The organism is Paenibacillus cucumis (ex Kampfer et al. 2016) (assembly GCF_019748695.1).
Classification (GTDB): Bacteria; Bacillota; Bacilli; order Paenibacillales; family Paenibacillaceae; genus Paenibacillus; species Paenibacillus polysaccharolyticus.
The window spans coordinates 214,432-232,117 of the sequence record NZ_JACLIC010000025.1 but is presented as its reverse complement, the minus strand read 5'-3'; the positions used below and the strand labels follow the sequence as shown (position 1 = coordinate 232,117).

General features: G+C 46.6%; 16 protein-coding genes. 4 read left to right on the top strand and 12 right to left on the bottom strand.

The genetic code is table 11. From position 1 onward, the window contains the following. Nucleotides 1–31 precede the first annotated feature (31 nt). From H7T88_RS17310 to deoR, 3 genes are all read right to left on the bottom strand, one after another. The gene (locus tag H7T88_RS17310) at nucleotides 32–1,222 is read right to left on the bottom strand and encodes a NupC/NupG family nucleoside CNT transporter (RefSeq protein ID WP_090924846.1); all 1,191 of its coding nucleotides are present in this window, start codon (nucleotides 1,220–1,222) and stop codon (nucleotides 32–34) included. 209 nt (nucleotides 1,223–1,431) lie between these two features. After that, nucleotides 1,432–2,079, bottom strand: a complete 648-nt coding sequence (gene deoC, locus H7T88_RS17305) for a deoxyribose-phosphate aldolase (RefSeq protein WP_154958012.1) — start codon at nucleotides 2,077–2,079, stop codon at nucleotides 1,432–1,434. A 313-nt stretch (nucleotides 2,080–2,392) separates the two neighbouring features. Then, a complete protein-coding gene (deoR, locus tag H7T88_RS17300; RefSeq protein WP_090924853.1) occupies nucleotides 2,393–3,331 on the bottom strand; it encodes a DNA-binding transcriptional repressor DeoR in 939 nt (312 codons plus the stop codon). Between the two features lie 348 nt (nucleotides 3,332–3,679). On the opposite strand from deoR, the gene H7T88_RS17295 reads away from it, so the two are divergent. Then, on the top strand, nucleotides 3,680–4,306 hold the full coding sequence (locus H7T88_RS17295; protein ID WP_154890361.1) for an FMN-dependent NADH-azoreductase: 627 nt from the start codon (nucleotides 3,680–3,682) through the stop codon (nucleotides 4,304–4,306). A 160-nt stretch (nucleotides 4,307–4,466) separates the two neighbouring features. Here H7T88_RS17295 and H7T88_RS17290 read toward each other — a convergent pair whose 3' ends face one another. From H7T88_RS17290 to H7T88_RS17275, 4 genes are all read right to left on the bottom strand, one after another. Next, nucleotides 4,467–4,823, bottom strand: a complete 357-nt coding sequence (locus H7T88_RS17290) for a hypothetical protein (RefSeq protein WP_221789504.1) — start codon at nucleotides 4,821–4,823, stop codon at nucleotides 4,467–4,469. A gap of 185 nt (nucleotides 4,824–5,008) precedes the next feature. Beyond that, entirely contained in the window at nucleotides 5,009–5,671 is a 663-nt protein-coding gene (locus tag H7T88_RS17285) for a class II aldolase/adducin family protein (protein WP_090924843.1), read from the bottom strand. Nucleotides 5,672–5,686: 15 nt separating this feature from the next. After that, nucleotides 5,687–7,207, bottom strand: a complete 1,521-nt coding sequence (locus H7T88_RS17280; RefSeq protein ID WP_221789502.1) for a rhamnulokinase — start codon at nucleotides 7,205–7,207, stop codon at nucleotides 5,687–5,689. 25 nt (nucleotides 7,208–7,232) lie between these two features. Next, a complete protein-coding gene (locus H7T88_RS17275) occupies nucleotides 7,233–9,023 on the bottom strand; it encodes an L-fucose isomerase (RefSeq protein ID WP_221789500.1) in 1,791 nt (596 codons plus the stop codon). A 467-nt stretch (nucleotides 9,024–9,490) separates the two neighbouring features. On the opposite strand from H7T88_RS17275, the gene H7T88_RS17270 reads away from it, so the two are divergent. Next, the gene (locus H7T88_RS17270; RefSeq protein ID WP_221789498.1) at nucleotides 9,491–10,504 is read left to right on the top strand and encodes a LacI family DNA-binding transcriptional regulator; all 1,014 of its coding nucleotides are present in this window, start codon (nucleotides 9,491–9,493) and stop codon (nucleotides 10,502–10,504) included. Nucleotides 10,505–10,902: 398 nt separating this feature from the next. On the opposite strand, the gene H7T88_RS17265 is transcribed toward H7T88_RS17270, so the two are convergent. From H7T88_RS17265 to H7T88_RS17255, 3 genes are read right to left on the bottom strand one after another with little or no spacing between them, the layout of a single operon-like run. Then, entirely contained in the window at nucleotides 10,903–11,796 is an 894-nt protein-coding gene (locus H7T88_RS17265) for an NAD-dependent epimerase/dehydratase family protein (RefSeq protein WP_221789496.1), read from the bottom strand. A gap of 26 nt (nucleotides 11,797–11,822) precedes the next feature. Further along, the gene (locus tag H7T88_RS17260) at nucleotides 11,823–12,629 is read right to left on the bottom strand and encodes an SAM-dependent methyltransferase (RefSeq protein WP_312027631.1); all 807 of its coding nucleotides are present in this window, start codon (nucleotides 12,627–12,629) and stop codon (nucleotides 11,823–11,825) included. A 33-nt stretch (nucleotides 12,630–12,662) separates the two neighbouring features. Continuing rightward, nucleotides 12,663–13,643 (bottom strand): Gfo/Idh/MocA family protein, encoded by a 981-nt coding sequence (locus tag H7T88_RS17255; protein WP_221789493.1) that lies wholly within the window; start codon nucleotides 13,641–13,643, stop codon nucleotides 12,663–12,665. Nucleotides 13,644–14,153: 510 nt separating this feature from the next. Here H7T88_RS17255 and H7T88_RS17250 point away from each other — a divergent pair. Both H7T88_RS17250 and H7T88_RS17245 read left to right on the top strand, forming a co-directional pair. Then, nucleotides 14,154–14,738, top strand: coding sequence for a bifunctional transcriptional activator/DNA repair enzyme AdaA (locus tag H7T88_RS17250; protein WP_221789610.1), 585 nt, complete (start codon nucleotides 14,154–14,156; stop codon nucleotides 14,736–14,738). Further along, entirely contained in the window at nucleotides 14,735–15,553 is an 819-nt protein-coding gene (locus tag H7T88_RS17245) for an SPL family radical SAM protein (RefSeq protein WP_221789491.1), read from the top strand. The genes H7T88_RS17250 and H7T88_RS17245 overlap by 4 nt, the downstream gene beginning before the upstream one ends. Nucleotides 15,554–15,711: 158 nt before the next feature. Here the strand turns inward: H7T88_RS17245 and H7T88_RS17240 are convergent, their stop codons facing one another. Together H7T88_RS17240 and H7T88_RS17235 are read right to left on the bottom strand one after the other, a co-directional pair. After that, nucleotides 15,712–16,818, bottom strand: a complete 1,107-nt coding sequence (locus H7T88_RS17240; RefSeq protein ID WP_221789490.1) for a Gfo/Idh/MocA family protein — start codon at nucleotides 16,816–16,818, stop codon at nucleotides 15,712–15,714. Nucleotides 16,819–16,932: 114 nt separating this feature from the next. Beyond that, a complete protein-coding gene (locus tag H7T88_RS17235) occupies nucleotides 16,933–17,661 on the bottom strand; it encodes a ThuA domain-containing protein (RefSeq protein WP_221789488.1) in 729 nt (242 codons plus the stop codon). Between the last annotated feature and the right edge of the window lie 25 nt (nucleotides 17,662–17,686).

Sequence of the window (17,686 nt, the reverse complement as noted above, 5' to 3'; positions counted from 1 at the left end):
AGCACTCCTTCCAGCTTCCATATAATCCGAATTACAAAAACAGTCCAGTGATGATCGCAGACAGCACGCTGACCAGCGATGCACCGTAAAGCAGCTTCAGACCGAAGCGGGCCACCACATTACCCTGTTTCTCATGAAGTCCCTTTACCGCACCGGCAATAATACCGATAGAGGAGAAGTTGGCGAAGGATACGAGGAAGACGGATACGATTCCTGTTGTTCTGGCAGACAATGCCGTTTGCTCGCTCAAACTCAGCATCGCAACAAATTCGTTGGACACCATTTTGGTAGCCATAATACTGCCTGCCTGAATCGCTTCTTTCCAAGGGACACCCATAACAAAGGCAAAAGGTGCAAACACATACCCAAGCAGTTCCTGGAACGAAATACCGATTACAGCGCTAAAGATTCCGTTAATCAAGGCAATCAGGGCGACAAAACCGATCAGCATCGCCGCTACGACAATTGCTACTTTGAATCCGTCCAGAATGTATTCTCCCAGCATTTCGAAGAACGATTGTTTCTCTTCTTCCCGCACTTCCAATATATCTTCTTCCGCCGTAACCCGATACGGATTGACGATGGAAGCAATGATAAAACCGCCGAAAAGGTTAAGCACAAGCGCTGTCACTACATATTTCGGTTCAATCATTGTCATATAGGCGCCGACAATGGACATCGATACCGTGGACATTGCTGATGCACAGAGGGTGTACAGCCGATGTTTCGGCAGTAGCCCGATTTGTTTTTTCACCGAGATGAACACTTCAGATTGCCCCAAAATGGCAGAAGCAACCGCGTTATATGATTCCAGTTTGCCCATTCCGTTGACTTTGCTTAATACCAGACCAATATATTTTATAACAAAAGGTAAGATTCGGATATACTGCAGGATACCAATTAAGGCAGAGATGACCACAATCGGCATTAGCACAGTCAGGAAAAACGGACCGCTCCCGCCTTCTGCTCCAATGTTGATCAAACCGCCGAAAACAAAGGTGATCCCTTCGGCTGCATAATCAAGCAAGTTCTTAAATACGGTGGAAAATCCGCCAATCAGCCATGTTCCCACTTCCGTATTCAGCAAAGCGTAAGCCAATATAATCTGTAAAACAATCATTACCGCAAGCGGTCGGTATCGAATCTGTTTCTTTCCGTTACTGGCGATATAAGCCAGTCCAAAAACAACGAGTAAGCCAAGGATGGCAATAAGGTATTTCATGTGATCTCTCCTTTGAAGGTCGTTAATCCCGTTGTATAAACTGCTCAAAGGGTTACTGAATCTTATTTTGTGTCATTTCATAACATATGATTTCAGAAATTTTATAAAGCGCTTACAAACAACAGGATATATTACGTTTCATGTTCAAGTGAAAAATGGCCCTGAACCCTGTCATGTATCTCAGGCAGAGTTCAGGAGAATAACTCATTTTAGTAAGAAGAAGTGGACTGGCCGCCCTGCATGATTTTCACGCCAGAGCTTGCTCCGATTCGAGTTGCCCCTGCTTCAATCATTTTCTGCATATCTTCCAGACTGCGCACGCCGCCGGATGCTTTAACCCCTACGTCCGGACCAACGGTACGACGCATCAGGGCGATATCTTCCGGAGTTGCCCCACCTGTGGAGAAACCAGTTGATGTTTTCACAAAATCTGCTCCGGCTCTGACAGCCGCTTGACACGCACGTACTTTTTCATCATCTGTCAACAGACAAGTTTCAATAATTACTTTCACCAATGTACCTGCCGCAGCTTCGACAACAGCACGAATGTCCTGCTCTACAACATCATCTTTGCCGTCTTTCAGTGCGCTAATATTGATGACCATATCAACTTCTGTTGCCCCTTTAGCAATAGCATCTTTCGTTTCAAATGCCTTTGTTTCCGAAGTTGACGCCCCCAGAGGGAAACCAATAACTGTACAGATATCTACGCCAGTGCCTTGAAGTTGCTCTGCAGCGTAAGATACCCAGCCCGGATTCACACATACCGATGCAAATTGGTACTGCTTCGCTTCTTCCGTCAGCTTGGTAAGCTCGTTACGAGTTGCGTCTGCACGAAGCAGCGTGTGGTCGATCATTTTGGCTAATTGTGGTGTAGTCAATTGAAATCTCTCCCTTATCTGAACTGGTGAACTTATATCCTTACACTATCATGAACATATGTAAAAATCAACTTGAACATTCGTTCATTCATCATTTGTGGATCAAAAAGTGAACTTTGTGTTACGCCATGAGGAAATATTACTTGTTCCGTGTTTATTTTCCGCCTTACATAGTAAAACATCCGCCCGGATGTCATGGCAGATGTTGTCACTGTTGAACTTAATATGAAGTTGTGCAGGTGACAAGAATAGCAGCCATATGGGTTGGGTAACCCATCTATTCGCTTTCCTATAAACGAAGCAATGCCTGCGCTGTGTATTGATCCGTAACCAAAATGTTGGCATACTGGCCTTTCAGAGCCGCATGAATCGCTTCAATTTTGCGCCCGCCCCCAGCCACGAGAATGGATTTCTCCTTGTTTCTTAATTCAGCCAAATCAATCCCGACCGTTCTGCTGTTAATCTCCTCACTGATCAAGTGCCCTTCCGCATCAAAAAAACGTGAACAAATGTCACCTGCACCAGACTTCATCAGAAGCTCCTGCTCTTGTTCGTTAAAATATCCCAGCTTGAACAGAAGTGCATCCTCTTTCACGGTTCCTACCGTAAATATGGCGATGTTCGCCTGTCTTCCCAGCTCAACAATGCGTCCAATGTGACGGTCTGCCTCGACCATTTTTTTCACTTCAATATTATCGAAGATCACCGGAAGCGGCAGATACCTGGGAACCGTATGAAACGCTTCCGCAAACAGATGAACAATATCCGCGGCATAGGTGTTTATATGGGAGTGACTTACGCCCCCTTTAAGCTGTACCACTTCTACGCCTTTCACCTGCTTGGGTCTGAGTTGACGTGCGACCGCATGCATTGTTGTTCCCCATGTCACACCGATAATGTCCGCATCCTGCACGGTGTCCTGCAAATAGTCCGCAGCTCTCTTGCTTATATGCTTCTGAATCTCCTCATCACTCTTCAAGGGTGCAAAACATACCAGAGCGGTCTCCAGATTGTATTTGGCTTTCAGTTCCCCGCCGATAATATCAATATCCTCCAGCGGGTCCATGATTTCAATGCGCACGTACCCTCGGTCTTTGGCATATTGAAGAAGCCTCGACACGGTAGGGCGTGATACGCCCAGTCTTGAGGCAATATCCTGCTGGCTGTAATCGGACTGATAATACAATTTTGCCGCTTCAATGCTTAATCGCTGTTTCTCCAAGTCCATTCCCATGTGCATTCATCTCACTCATCTTATTATCGTTGGAAAATAAAATAAAACGTTTGGCCTCAACTTCTGGTATATAGCTGGCTGAACTTGTACGCATAAAGCTCATTTCGCTACAATACTTGTTCTTATATATTATACATATATTAAAGTTTCCATCACTATATTTTGCCAAAAGTCAGAATACATGCTACCTTCACTTCCTCAATGACCAACTTACCCGTCTTTTACCCGAACGGACGAATAAAAAATAACATCGCAGCCCATACTACTCCAGTCACTGGAGCTGTTTCTTGAGAAATATGGAGCCAAAAATCAACCTACATTGGAAAGTGAGGATACCAAGTTATGTCTACTTTATTGTATATTACTGCCCATCCGCATGATCATCAAACTTCATTCAGTATGGCTGCCGGCAAAGCGTTTATTGATGCGTACAAAGAAAGTCATGCCTCAGACGAAATCATTCATCTCGATCTGTACCGTTCCAATATCCCACATATCGATGCGGACGTATTCAGTGGATGGGGCAAGCTGCAAACTGGAGGCGACCTGAGCTCTGAAGAACAGTCCAAGGTACAACGGCTGAATGAACTATCTGACCAGTTCGCGAATGCAGACAAATATGTATTCGTTTCACCGCTGTGGAACTTCTCCTTCCCGCCAGTACTTAAAGCATATATTGATTCCATATGTGTAGCAGGCAAAACGTTTCGTTATACAGAGCAAGGTCCGGTAGGACTTCTGACGGATAAAAAAGCATTACACATTCAAGCCCGTGGCGGTGTCTACTCCGAAGGACCAGCGGCTCAGATGGAGTCGGGACATCGTTATTTGGGTATCATCATGTCATTTCTAGGTGTACCGAAGCTGGATGGCATCTTTGTTGAAGGTCATAACCAGTTCAAGGATCGTGCAGAGGAGATCAAACAGAAAGGGATTGAAGAAGCGCAGCGTTTTGCCAAGCAGTTCTAAGTAAGATAGAACGAGCCAAACAGCCGTAACCAGTACCAACGATCGTCCGCCATGATAAATAAAACCCGCATCACAGCCCTAGAGCATAATTCTAGGGTTGATGCGGGTTTTTCATGTAAATCTGCACTGTATAACAGTGTTGTATAACTTATATTAATGCTCAGCCTTTGTGCGCCCCGGCACTGGCACGGCTCATCGTTTCAAGCTTGCGAGTAATCGCATGGCGGTCTATTTTCAGTCCCCAGATTAACTCGATAATCTGTTCTTTTTCTTCAGGATGTTCGGCTTGTTTTAATTGTAGCAACAATTCATGCATCTGTTCGTTGATGTCTTCAAACTGGTTCCAAAGATCCTGCCGTACTTCGGTAGAATCCACGTGATGGTTCGCATCGACTTCTTCCTTCAATGCTTGCAGAATAGCGTCTTTCCATTCGTCATCACCAAGTTGTTTTGCAATGTTCAGGAGATCCAGATAATCGTCAACAAGAAGAGAGTTCAATTCAGCATATGTTTTCATCGTTTATTGCATCCCCTTTTCGTTCTATTTACCCAGTATTATACTCGGTATTTCAGGTAATGCAATAGTTGTCGAGAAAAAGGGAATCATTTGCTTATCCTCATGTCATATTTTGACGAATCTCATATCTTTGAAATTCTTCCCTTACGACTGCAGAAACTATCCTGTTTTAATATCCAACCAGATCAAGATTTAAGTTGCTGTAGTAGCTGAACTCGATAAGCTTCACTTTCAAGGGATTGAATCTCTTTATATTCTGCGTCAGTCAAAATTTTAGGTTCGCCTGCGGCCTTGGCAATCATATACACCTTGGCACTTTCCTCTACCACTTGTGTACGGTAATAGGCTTCGCGCAGATTTTTGCCTGTCGTAACCAGACCGTGATTGACGAGAATAAGCGCAGAATGTTCGGTCACCTTAGCAGCAACAGCATCGGCGAGAAGTTTGGTCGTTGGCAGTACGTAAGGCACAAATCCGATATCTCCAACCAGGGCGGACTGATCCGGAAACAGGTGCGGAAGATGGTCAAAAACAAGACTTAGGGCTATCGTATAAGCCGGGTGCGTATGCACAATAGCCTGAATATCCGGGTTAGCACGATAGCTGAACAGATGCATGAGGACTTCAGAAGAAGGACGGCTGGCTCCTGCTTGTGTCTCTCCTGTCTCCATATCAATCGCGATCCATTCATCCGGCTCCAGTTCCTCTAGCGCGAACCCGCTTGGAGATAAAAGCATCGTATTGCCTGATCGTGCGCTAATGTTACCTCCCGGCCCGACAACAAGTCCTTGAGTTACTGCCTTACGGGCGTATTTGGTTAGTTCTTCTCTAATCTGCTGTTCAGACATGTTTCTCCCACTCCTTTATTGCTGGTGTTGTTTCCGTTGGTTGAATTGCTGGTACTTTCCATATGCTTCCTGCCAGCACTCTGAATCTTGAGGTGTATACATCTCCGTATCGAAGGAGGCCGATACAATGTCACGGATCTCGGACAAACCACCTACTTCACCAAGAGCCACATATTGGAGCAGGCAATTGCCCGCAGAAGATGCCTCAACGGGTCCAGCAATTACCGGAACACCCGTAGCGTTCGCCGTAAACTGGCATAGCAGGCGATTGTGGACACCGCCACCAACCATATGAATCACAGGAGGCCTTACGCCTGTAATCTGTTCAAGCTCATCCAGCGTCTGCCTGAACTCCAGTGCCAGACTTTCCAATATACAGCGAACGATGGCTCCTACGGTTTCGGGAACCGGTTGGAAAGTGCGCTCGCAATATTGCCTGATTCGTTTAGGCATATCTCCTGGGCTCATAAAAACATCATCTCCCGGAGATACCACCGATTGATGTGCACCTGCTGATACAGCAAGCTGGACTAACTCTTCGTGGGAGTAGAATCGATTTTCCCGTTCCCACTGACGTTTACATTCCTGAAGCAACCACAGACCTGAACGATTTTTCAGCGTTCTCACCTTACCATTCACGCTTCCTTCATTCGTAAATCCAAGCTTAAGAGCCTGCACACTTAACACAGGTGAATCGCGTTCCACCCCCATAAGGGACCAAGTTCCACAGCTAATAAATGCATAGTTCGATTCAGTCGCAGGGATCGCCGCCAGTGCTGAAGCCGTATCATGTGATCCCACGGAAACAACTTTCATGGGACCGGTGCGTAGCTCTCTAACCAGATCGTCTGATAAATGACCAAGTACAGTCCCTGAGTGAACCAATCGTGGAAATAACGATACAGGTAAGCCGAGGCGGCTCATTAATGGTTCATTCCATTTCACTTCCCCGCTATGCAACAACCCACTGGTGCTTGCTATCGTATACTCGCATGCTTGCTCGCCAGACAGATAATAGTTAAACAGGTCCGGCAGGAATAATAGACGTGTATCAGCATCGGGATTCATTGTACTATCTTTAGAATTGATCCCACTGTCCTGAAGTTCACCGAATAACTGAAATATCGTATTAATCTGCTGAGGTAGCACACCTGACATCGCATATAGCTCTTGTTCATTGAGCATCTGAAGCACATCGTTCATCGATTTCGCATGACGTACATCACGATAATGACGGGGATTGCAGCGCAATCTTCCCGCACCATCAATCAGTCCGTAATCCACGCCCCAGGTATCCACAGCAATGGATTGTATCCGTCCCGGCATACCTTCAACGCCTTTGCGTATCCCTTGTTTCAGCTCGTAAAATAAACGCAGGAAATCCCAGTACAATTCATCCCGAAGCTGAACCGGCTCATTAGGAAACCGATGCATCTCATGTAGCGTCAGTCTGCGTCCATCTAGAGCGCCCCGTATGACTCGACCGCTGCCAGCACCGAAATCAGCAGCAAGCACATTTGCAGCCTGATTGCTCATAAGAAAGCCTCCTTAATTCAGCGTTTCAACGATACAACGGTCCAAATACATGACAAGCGCGATAATCTGCTCCCTCCGGCTCACTTGTGCCAAACAACCCCCATGCACGCGGACGGAAAATTTCTGCCTCAGGTACATTGTGCATATTTACGGGGATGCGTAACATCGATGCTAACGTAATCAAATCTGCACCAATATGTCCGTACGAGATGGAACCGTGGTTGGCTCCCCACTGATTCATCACCTCATAGACCGAAGTGAATGCTCCGGAACCCGTCAGAGTTGGGGCAAACCAGGTCGAAGGCCATGTGGGATCGGTACGCTGATCCAGCGTGTCATGAACATGCTCCGGCAGATCCACCGTGTAACCTTGGGCGATCTGTAGCACGGGTCCTAATCCCTTAACAAGATTCAGACGAGTCATAGTCACAGGCATACCGCCTTTGGTCAAAAAGTCAGCCGAGTATCCTCCACCACGGAAATACTCAACGGAAGCCGGTCTCCATGAGGTCGCTTTCAGGCAATGCTGCACCTCTTCATCCGTGATATCCCAAAAAGGTTTGAGAACAGGCTTGCCATCCTTCGATTGTTCCCCCGTTCCATCAAGGGCAGCAGATCCGGAGTTGATCAAATGTAAAATGCCCGCTGCAGCGTGCCCCTCCAGTTGATGTCCAGTCACCCGTTTCACTGAATCAGGGCTCCAATACGTCCGTACATCCGCAAAAATCTGAGCCGTTTGTGTCAGTAGTGAGCCAAACAACATGGATACACCGTTTAAACTGTCATTCTCCGTTGCCACAAGATAGGGTGCACGTTTACCATTCCAATCGAACGTGGAGTTCAGTATAGATTCCAGGAAATCTCCATTAGGGGCATGATCCGTCCATTGCCTCTGGCCTTGGAACCCCGAAACAATGGCATGATGTCCCATGGCCTCTTCTTCATATCCAAGTGCAGCAAGCTTCGGATTACCAGCCATCAGATCACGTACGATTTGCGTCATTTTAACCACGGTCTCCCACTCATCGTCTTTACGTTTTCGATCAGACTGAAGATGCTCCGGATTGTTATCCGGTCCTTCATTGCAATTATCCTTCACCCAGGCAAGTGCCCGCTCGTATTCCTCAGGATCATAGATTTCTTCTTCGATCCGCCGCGTCAATTCGCTCATATCCACATATTCGTTTCGCATGCCCAGATATTCCTGGAAAAAAGAATCATTCACTATGGAACCTGCAATCCCCATCGACACCGAGCCAATGGACAAATACGCCTGCCCCTTCATTGTGGCCGCCGCAAGCCCAGCACGGCTGAACCGGAGCAGCTTGTCACGCACATCATCTGGAATGGTCGTATCACCGCCGTCCTGCACATCTTCACCATAGATGCCGAACGCAGGAATCCCCTTCTGTGCATGTGCAGATAGCACGGCAGCCAAGTATACGGCTCCCGGTCGCTCTGTGCCGTTAAAACCCCAAATTGCCGTTGGTATAGACGGTGACATATCCATCGTTTCCGTACCATAACACCAGCAAGGCGTTACCGTAATCGTTACACCCACATTCGAACGGCTGAACAATGTCGCTGCGGCCGCTGCTTCGGCTACACCGCCGATACAGGTCTCCGCGACCACGCATTCGACTGGAGAACCGTCGGCATAACGAAGCTCGGATGAGATCAGCTCAGCTACAGACGTTGCCATACGCATCGTTTGCTCTTCCAACGACTCACGCACACCCTTGCGTCTGCCATCTATTGTGGGACGAATACCAATCTTGGGAAAAGGCTGTTGATAACGATAATCCTGATGAGTCATGCGAGAACGTCCTCCTTTTAGTGCATTTCAATAAATGCATGTGGAATTGAGAATATTCTGACTGAACGATGAGCGACAAAAGAAAAAAGAAATCAGATCACACTACCTGGTGGACATTTGCCGATAACCACACTCGTTGAATTTTGAATACGTTTACATAGATCTAAAAAAAATAAACCACTCTCATTAATCATCACGAAAAATAACGAGAACGGTTGATGTGTTGACTCAAAAAAATGAATTTATAAAGATCATTTTCAGAAATAACCTATAGAACAATTTTTCTTAACTGTACTTCTTAAATCAGATTAAAATAGTGCTTAATCCAGCAATTTAAAAACGAGTTAAGATCGTAGAATGTCTTTCAGGGTTATCGGTAACCCTAACTTACCACGCTCCTATGTTGCTGTCAATCACCATTATCCTTTAAAATGAAAGCACTATGCTGTGGAAAGGTTCGATTCCATTTGATTACAATCTATGATATTGCCAAAAAAGCAAATGTCTCTGCGATGACTGTCTCCAAAGTCATTAATCGCACAGGTCGCATCAGCACGGCTACACGTGAGCGTGTGCAGCAGGTCATCGATGAACTGGGCTACATCCCTAACTCCAATGCACGAAGTCTGGTGTTGCAGCGAACTCATATGCTGTCTTTGCTAATTACGGACATTACCAATCCTTTCTATACAACGCTCGCCCGTGGAGCCGAGGATGCTGCGCATCTTCGGGGTTATCGTGTTTTATTTGGTAACAGTGACGAGGATTATCGAAAAGAAAAAGAGTATGTGGAGGCGATCCTGTCGACACGGGTAGATGGCGTGCTCTTTGCACCTGCAGGAGATCGCTCTCTCCCCCATCTGCAACAGTTGCAGGCTCGAAACATTCCATTTGTATTTCTGGATCGAATCGTGCCCGGCATCACTTCGGATGTGATTGCCGGAGACAGCCGTGAAGGCGCAATAGAGCTCATACGTTACCTTATTCAACTTGGACACGAGCACATTGCACTGGTCAACGGGTCTTCCGAAGTTTCGACTGCCAGACTGCGTGAGGATGGTTATATCGAAGGACTGCAGGAAGCAGGGATTACACCCGATCCTTCCCTTATACTCCGTACAAGCTATCGTGATTTTAGTGATGACGAAGGGTTGGAACGTTTACTCTCCAGGTCACAGCAGCCTACAGCTATTTTTGCAGCCAATAACATGCTGGCGATTGGAGTGATCCGTCTGCTCCGCAAACGAGGGCTTAAAGTACCCGAGGATATCTCTGTCGTTTGTTTCGATGACCTTGATCTGGCTTCCGCCTTTGATCCTTTTCTGACCGTCATTGCACAACCTGCTTATGAATTCGGATACCAAGGGATGCAGATGCTGATTGACCGGATTGAAGGAAAACTGTCATCTGCCGCTGAAACGATGATCTTACCTTCCGAGCTGCGAATACGTACATCCGCTTCTGTTCCGCCTACTAATTGATGTTATACAAATCGAACTTGAGATTTTACACAGTCCACTCCGATGACAGAATAACCTTGAGGGTAGCTGTTATCCCCAGATTTTTGGGATTCCCTTTCCCAAAGGAGAAAATCCGGTGATAAAGGCGAAGCGTATGCTTTCGATGCTAGCTTTCTTACAGAAAGCTTTTAGCTTCGCTTTTCCAGTTTTTTTCTGCCCTCTTCGTTAATGTGTAAAAGAAAAGTTTAATTTATATAAGTGATATTTGTATGAGAAAAAAGACAAAAAAAACAGGAAGTACCCGAGATCGTATCTCTGGTCATCCTGTTTTTCTAATGATCAATTTAAGCATTTAGTTGAATACAAGCGTATCTCTCTATTGGCTCTCTTATAACGGATAAGTGCATCTCTTGGCGTGATTATCGTTCCGACTGTAGCGCAAGAGCGATCTCACGCACAAGACCCGGAAACCAGTCCATAAGCGTTTCAAATGTATACCCTGCATGCTCTGCTTTAGCTGTGTCCATCGTCCATGACTGCTGCACCCCGAAAGGAGACATATCTTCGTCCACGGTTTGCTTCAGAATCTGAGCCTGCATGCCCGTCACCGTTTCGATTAACTGCATCATCGATGCGAGTGTAATCGCCCCCTTCGACGCGGCATTCACAGGTCCAGTTAACGACACATTACCAAGCCAAGCAAGGAACCTTGCCGCTTCCGTTGAATGAATAAACCCAATCTCGGCAGCGGGATTCGGCATGCCTATCGGTTTTCCTTGTTGTACATGTTTGATATGAAAATGAAGCCGTCTCGTATAATCATCGATACCAAGTACAATAGGGATACGCATGGCCGCTACCGGGAAGGATGCCGTTTGGAAAAAGACAGCTTCGGCAAGCCGTTTGCCTTCACCGTATGCAAAGTCCTCCTTGTTACCGTACTGCAGTGGATACGTATATGGATCAAAGTCCGTTTCCACAAATCCTTCTCTTGGTTCTCCATACACCGAAAGTGTAGAGGTTAACACATACCTTTTAGTTCGTCCGGCAAATGCTTCACATGCAGCCTTGGCTTCATTCGGAGAGTAACAGATATTATCGTAGACGACATCCCACTCATCCGACTGTGCAACCTCTAATACAGACTGAGGGTCTTCCCGATCCATCCGGATTCGCTTCACTTCCGCTCCAAAATCGACCTCCGTCTGTCCACGAGTCGCAATCGTGATCTCCGACTTCCCTTCCCAGATCAGATGATCCACAAGTCGTTTACCGAAGAAACGTGTACCTCCAAGAATAAGAACCTTTTTCATCTCGTTTCCCTCCAATCTTAATCTGTCTAAAGTGAAGGCTTTCTTATCCGAAGCATCGTATGGGCATTACGCTGAAATTCATATGACGTTCTAACTTCAGATAGAAGATAGCCCTTTTTTTCCAAAAATATCTTCAGTTCATCCATATATTCGTAACGCTTGCCTGACAGATCTACGGTGGGAAAAATACGTACTTCATGCTTTGTCACACGCAGCATCTCCAGCAACGTTCCAACATGAAAATCAAAATTCAACCGATCTGCATAGGTAAATAAGAAATGTGCGGATAAGGTCAAATCAAACTGCTCATCATTGAAAGGCAACTCAGGTAGTACCGTGGCCACGTAACATTCAGGATAATGCCTCATATCTTCCACACAATCCGTAATGGCGCGCAATCGTTCTTCCCTCAACCCTTCAATCGTTCCGAATTGATCCCAGACATACTTTCCTTGAACAGCATGGATCTGTTTCATCGTATGTTCAATGTCCTGAAACCCCTTCGTTCCAAGTTCATTCATGTCATACTGGTAAACGATATCTGCCGCTACCGAATGAGCACCATGTTTCCGAGCCTGACTACTGAAGGAACATGCACCTCCAGGGCAATCCAGGATGTTCTGGCCTGCAAGCTCCTCCGTAGTCAGATCAAACATACTCATGTATTCCTCAAACGTTCTTCCTATAAAAACAATCTGGGACAGCTCCAGACCGCTCTCTTCATGCTGATGCATCTGTTTGCTGTGTTTATTGTCCCTGATGATGTCTTCCGAACGTTCCCGTTCTTCTCCGCTCTGCTGATTGTTCACGATCCTCTGCTCTTCTCGGCTCATCTCTTTAACTTCCTCTCATACGAACTCTCTCGTTTAATCGTTAGGAAAAACAAGACCAATCTGTTGCCTGATCTGATCCATGACCTTCATCGTTTGATAGGAGCGTTCGTACGTGTTCATAGTGGATTCTAATTTTCCTTGTTGCACCAGATTCACGAACTCCTCCACTTCATAATACATCGCGGGATGTGGCTGTTCCACCGTAAGTACCTCAATCGTCCCGTCATTATAACGAAGCTCTGCATGTTCAGGCGATCCAATCTTGTCGATGATGATACTTCCGCGCTCACCCATAATTTCGCTAGGTACATGTGAATTGGAGATTTTGGAGTAGGTCACGACGGCATCCATTCCATCATAATTCAACAATACACTGCCTTGCCCGTCGACGCCGGATTCCAGCATCATGGCTTGCGATTGAACCTGGTTCGGTGCTCCAAATAACGTAATGAGTGGATATAAACAATATACACCCAGATCCATTAATGCCCCATTAGCGAGCTCAGGCTTAAAGGCGTTTAATACGATACCTTCCTTGTACTTGTCATAACGCGAAGAATACTGCGAATAACCTGCTATGTACTTGCGAACAGGGCCGATTTTAGGCAAATGCTGCTCTACACTTTTAAAAACCGGAACGAGAGTGGACTTCATCGCTTCCATCAGTAACACCTCATGTTTGCGAGCTGTCTCGATCATACTGTGTACTTCTGCTGCGTTAGCCGCAAGAGGTTTCTCACACAGTACATGCTTGCCATTTTTCAGAAAAAGCTCCGCTTGTTGTGCATGCAGTGTATTCGGCGTGGCAATATACACTGCATCCAGCGCATCACTAGCTGCCATTTCTTCCAAATCCGTAAAACGATAGGCTGCATCATACCGATCTGCAAATGCGTTAGCCTTATCCTCTGTCCGCGAATATACCGCCGTTAGCTGAAAGCCTTGCACTTGAACTGCAGACTCCAGCAACCTTTCCGTAATCCAGTTGGTACCTACTACACCGAATCGAACCATGTTTATCTACCTCTTTCTTCTATGACTGATGTTTGTAATTGGGTTGGATATTTGTTCAATGGTTAGATAATAAGATGATCTCTGCTTCATAACCTATCCTGTACATTGTAGCGTATATTTCAGCAGGAATGAAGAAAGAGCAAATCTCATTCCTTCCGTAGCAAGATTCAATACCATGTATTTTCCATTATATCAGTTGAACTTTTCATTTACACAGACACGGAGAGGACAGAGAAAACCTGGAAAAGCGAAGCTAAAAGCTTTCTGTAAGAAAGCTAGCATCGAAAGCATACGCTTCGCCTTTATCACCGGATTTTCCCTTTGTAAAAGGGAATTTCAAAAAAATCTGGGGATAACCGCTACTCTTCAGGTTGTTCTGTCATCGCAGTGTTCCGGGTAAATATCTTTTATTCAACTGATATAGTTACAATATTGATATCTTGCGATTTCAATCCGAAACTTCGTCATTTCTCAATCATGCAGGGTATAATTAAAGCAGAGGTGAACCTGATGAAACCTACAGAGCAACATGATACCCTGTCTTCGTGGATTCCCCATGAATACTGGGAAGCAATAATCCAGAATGATCACACGTACGATGGTACGTTTTTCTACGCAGTACAAACAACAGGTATTTTCTGTCGACCCTCGTGCAAATCAAGAGCACCCAAATCGGGCAATGTCTTGATTTTCAGTCATGCGGAACAAGCGCTGGCTCACAAGTTCAGACCGTGCAAACGCTGTAAACCTACAGGAGAACGCGTTCCAGACCAGGAGTGGATTCAAGGGATTACGGAGTATATAGCGAAACACTACATGGAACCGTTGACGCTGGATGTACTTGCTGTTGCTAGCCATGGGAGTCCGTACCATCTGCACCGGGTGTTCAAACGCGTTACGGGCCAAACTCCGGTTCAATATATCCAAGCCAAACGTATCAGCGAAGCACAAACCCTTCTTAAACGTACACATCTAGCTATTAACGAAATCGCACGCCAAGTAGGGATATCTAATCCGGCTTATTTCATTTCCGTTTTTCGTAAGCACACCGGATTTACTCCTGCACATTACAGAGAAAGGCATGACAGCTCATGAAGGCTCAATTGGCTTACAAGGTGCCCAAGACGTTATTAAACAAAGGCACGGGCTTCCTGAATGGTTACACCCATACCTTGAATCCTTATACCGGTTGCACCTTCGGATGTTCCTACTGTTACGTTAGACAGATGCCTGTCAACTTATTTCGTACGGAAGACTGGGGAACCTGGGTAGATGTGAAAAAAGAAGCCTCCGGTATTCTCGCCAAAGAATTGCAACGAGCCCGTAAGAAAGGAAAAATAACAATATTCATGTCGTCCAGCACCGACCCGTATCAACCCGTCGAAGCTCTGGAACAAATCACACGTTCATTGCTTGAAACGATGCTGATTGAACCGCCGGATTTTGTTTTGGTGCAGACCCGAAGTCCGCTGGTTACTCGTGATATTGATGTCCTGCAGAAACTTGGTGAACGTGTGCGAGTTAGCATGACCGTGGAGACAGATCAAGACGATATCAGGAAGCACTTTACCCCCTCTGCGCCACCTATTGCAGGTCGCTTACACGCACTTAAACTACTACGGGAAGCTGGCATCCCGACTCAAGTAGCCATTGCACCTGTGTTGCCAAGCAGTGAACAGTTTGCGTCTATACTGAGGCCGCTTGTTCAGCGCGTGTGCATTGATGACTATTTTATGGGTGACGGTAGCGAAGGCAAGCGCACACGGAGACTTGGGATGGAGGCTCTCTATCAGGAGATCGGAATGCAGCACTGGTATCAGCCGGATGCTTACAAAACCGTTGTAGAGCGAATACAGTCGCATTTTTCAGAACAGGAGATCTATATTAGTCAGGCTGGGTTTGAGCCTTGATTATAATTTTATTTTGCTAAATGTCAGATAAAACAACCGTAACCACTGCAGTGTGTACTTGGCACACGATACCCTTGGTATACAAAACGGCCTCTTTCCCAGTTTCCTGGAAAGAGGCCGTTTAATTCTGTTTATGCCGGGAAAAGTTTATACTTTTCTTACTGATCCAGCGTATATAGGGGCAGATTCACTGGCAATGCCGCTGGACGTTGACATGTGCTCTGCATCTTGTAAAAGGTTTGCTCATCCGAAGAATCATGGAAAGCCCACATGGCTTCAAGCACGTGGTAGGCCAGCTCGCCGCTCGCCCGGTGTGCGCGACCGCTTTGAACAGCATACGCCATATCAGCCACGCCAATACCCCGCGTATTTTGCTGGTATCCTGGAAGAAGCGGAGCCTCTGTCCATTCATGTTCACCCATTAAACGATAACGCACTGGGCCGCCGAAGGTATTCGGGTCAGGGACTTGCAACGTGCCATGCGTTCCGTAAATCTCAATCGGGGGCAATGCACTTCCGCCAAATACATCAAAGCTTGTAATCAGCGTACCGATGGCTCCCTGCTCAAATTGGAGCAGACCTGTGACATGGGTTGGAATGTCAACGGGGATGATCTGGCCTCTCTTTTTCTCACTCGTAATCGTTCGCTCTGTCATCGCTTTACCCGTCATTCCCGCAATGGACTTAATGGGTCCCAGCAATTGAACAAGCGCGGTCAGATAATAAGGCCCCATATCAAACATCGGCCCTCCACCGCTTGCATAATAGAATTCCGGATCAGGATGCCAGAACTCATGTCCTCGGCTCATCATGAAGGCTGTTGCCGCTACTGGCTTCCCGATCATACCATCCTCTACGAGCTGTAGAGCTGTCTGGATGCCTGAACCGAAGAAGGTTTCAGGTGCACAGCCTACGAGCAGGCCTTTGCGTTTCGCTGTTTCAAGTACGGCCTGCCCTTCTTCACGGGTAACCGCGAGCGGTTTTTCGACATAAACGTGTTTGCCTGATTCCAGCGCACGTATGCATACTTCAGCATGTACGGCAGGAATCGTCAGATTGATGATCAGCTCGATCTCGGGACTCGCAAACATTTCGTCAACCGTGTATACGTTAGGAACGTTGTATGCAGCAGCCTGCTCTTCTGCCCGATTCCGATCCAGGTCGGCAACCGCAACCAGCTCAAGCACCTCGAAACGGTGGCAGTTCTCCATATAGATGCCGCTGATTTTACCACAGCCGATAATACCTACTTTCATTGTTTTCATGCCCTTGCTCCCTTCGCCGTGGATCTGATATGTGTTTAAAGTTCTCTTATGGATGTCGTGTGAGTACGAAATTACGAACTTGCAAACTGGACTAGTATATTGAACTGTAAAACATTAGGTCTGGTTGTCTGCCATGCCTGTGTATACCTCTGTCGTCGCATCGGTTTTGCGTCTCTTCGCCAGTTCCTTACCTTCGGCTGTCCAGAGAAAACCGCTGCGCATCATCTCGGTTACGGGTTTCATATCTACGATGTCTGCATGGTGTCCCAGTGAATTGTAAAATACACGTCCTGCACCCCAGCGCTTCGTCCACGCTACAGGCATATCGACAGGCCCATTGGCAGCGTGAGGCCCGGATACAATCGGGAAACGGGTGGTTGCGAGCACTTCTACAGCCGGGTCAACGTGCAAGTAATACTGCTCACTTTTCACCTGAAAATCTTCAATATGTTCAAAGAGCGGGCTGGAGCCTCGCTTCATATTCACCATGTATTCCACCCCATCGTTGCCTGGGTGAGCTACCCATTGTCCGCCTGTCATAAACTGCCAGTCTACGTTGTTACGGAACGCGTCACACATCCCGCCATGCAGACCTGCAAGCCCCACACCACTCTGTACAGCCGCTGAAACGTTATTCACTAGTTCTTGCTCAATCTGTCCCATAGTCCATAAAGGCACGATCAGATCCAGACCGAGCAATTTCTCTGCGTCTGCGTAGGACTCCAGTGTATCGGAGACTTCGACTTCGAAGTGCTCTTCTTTTAAAATGCGTTCAAAAATCGCGGCTACTTGCTCCGGCTCATGTCCATCCCAGCCGCCCCATACAATCAGTGCTTTTTTCATCGCTAGATCCTCGCTTTCGATTCAT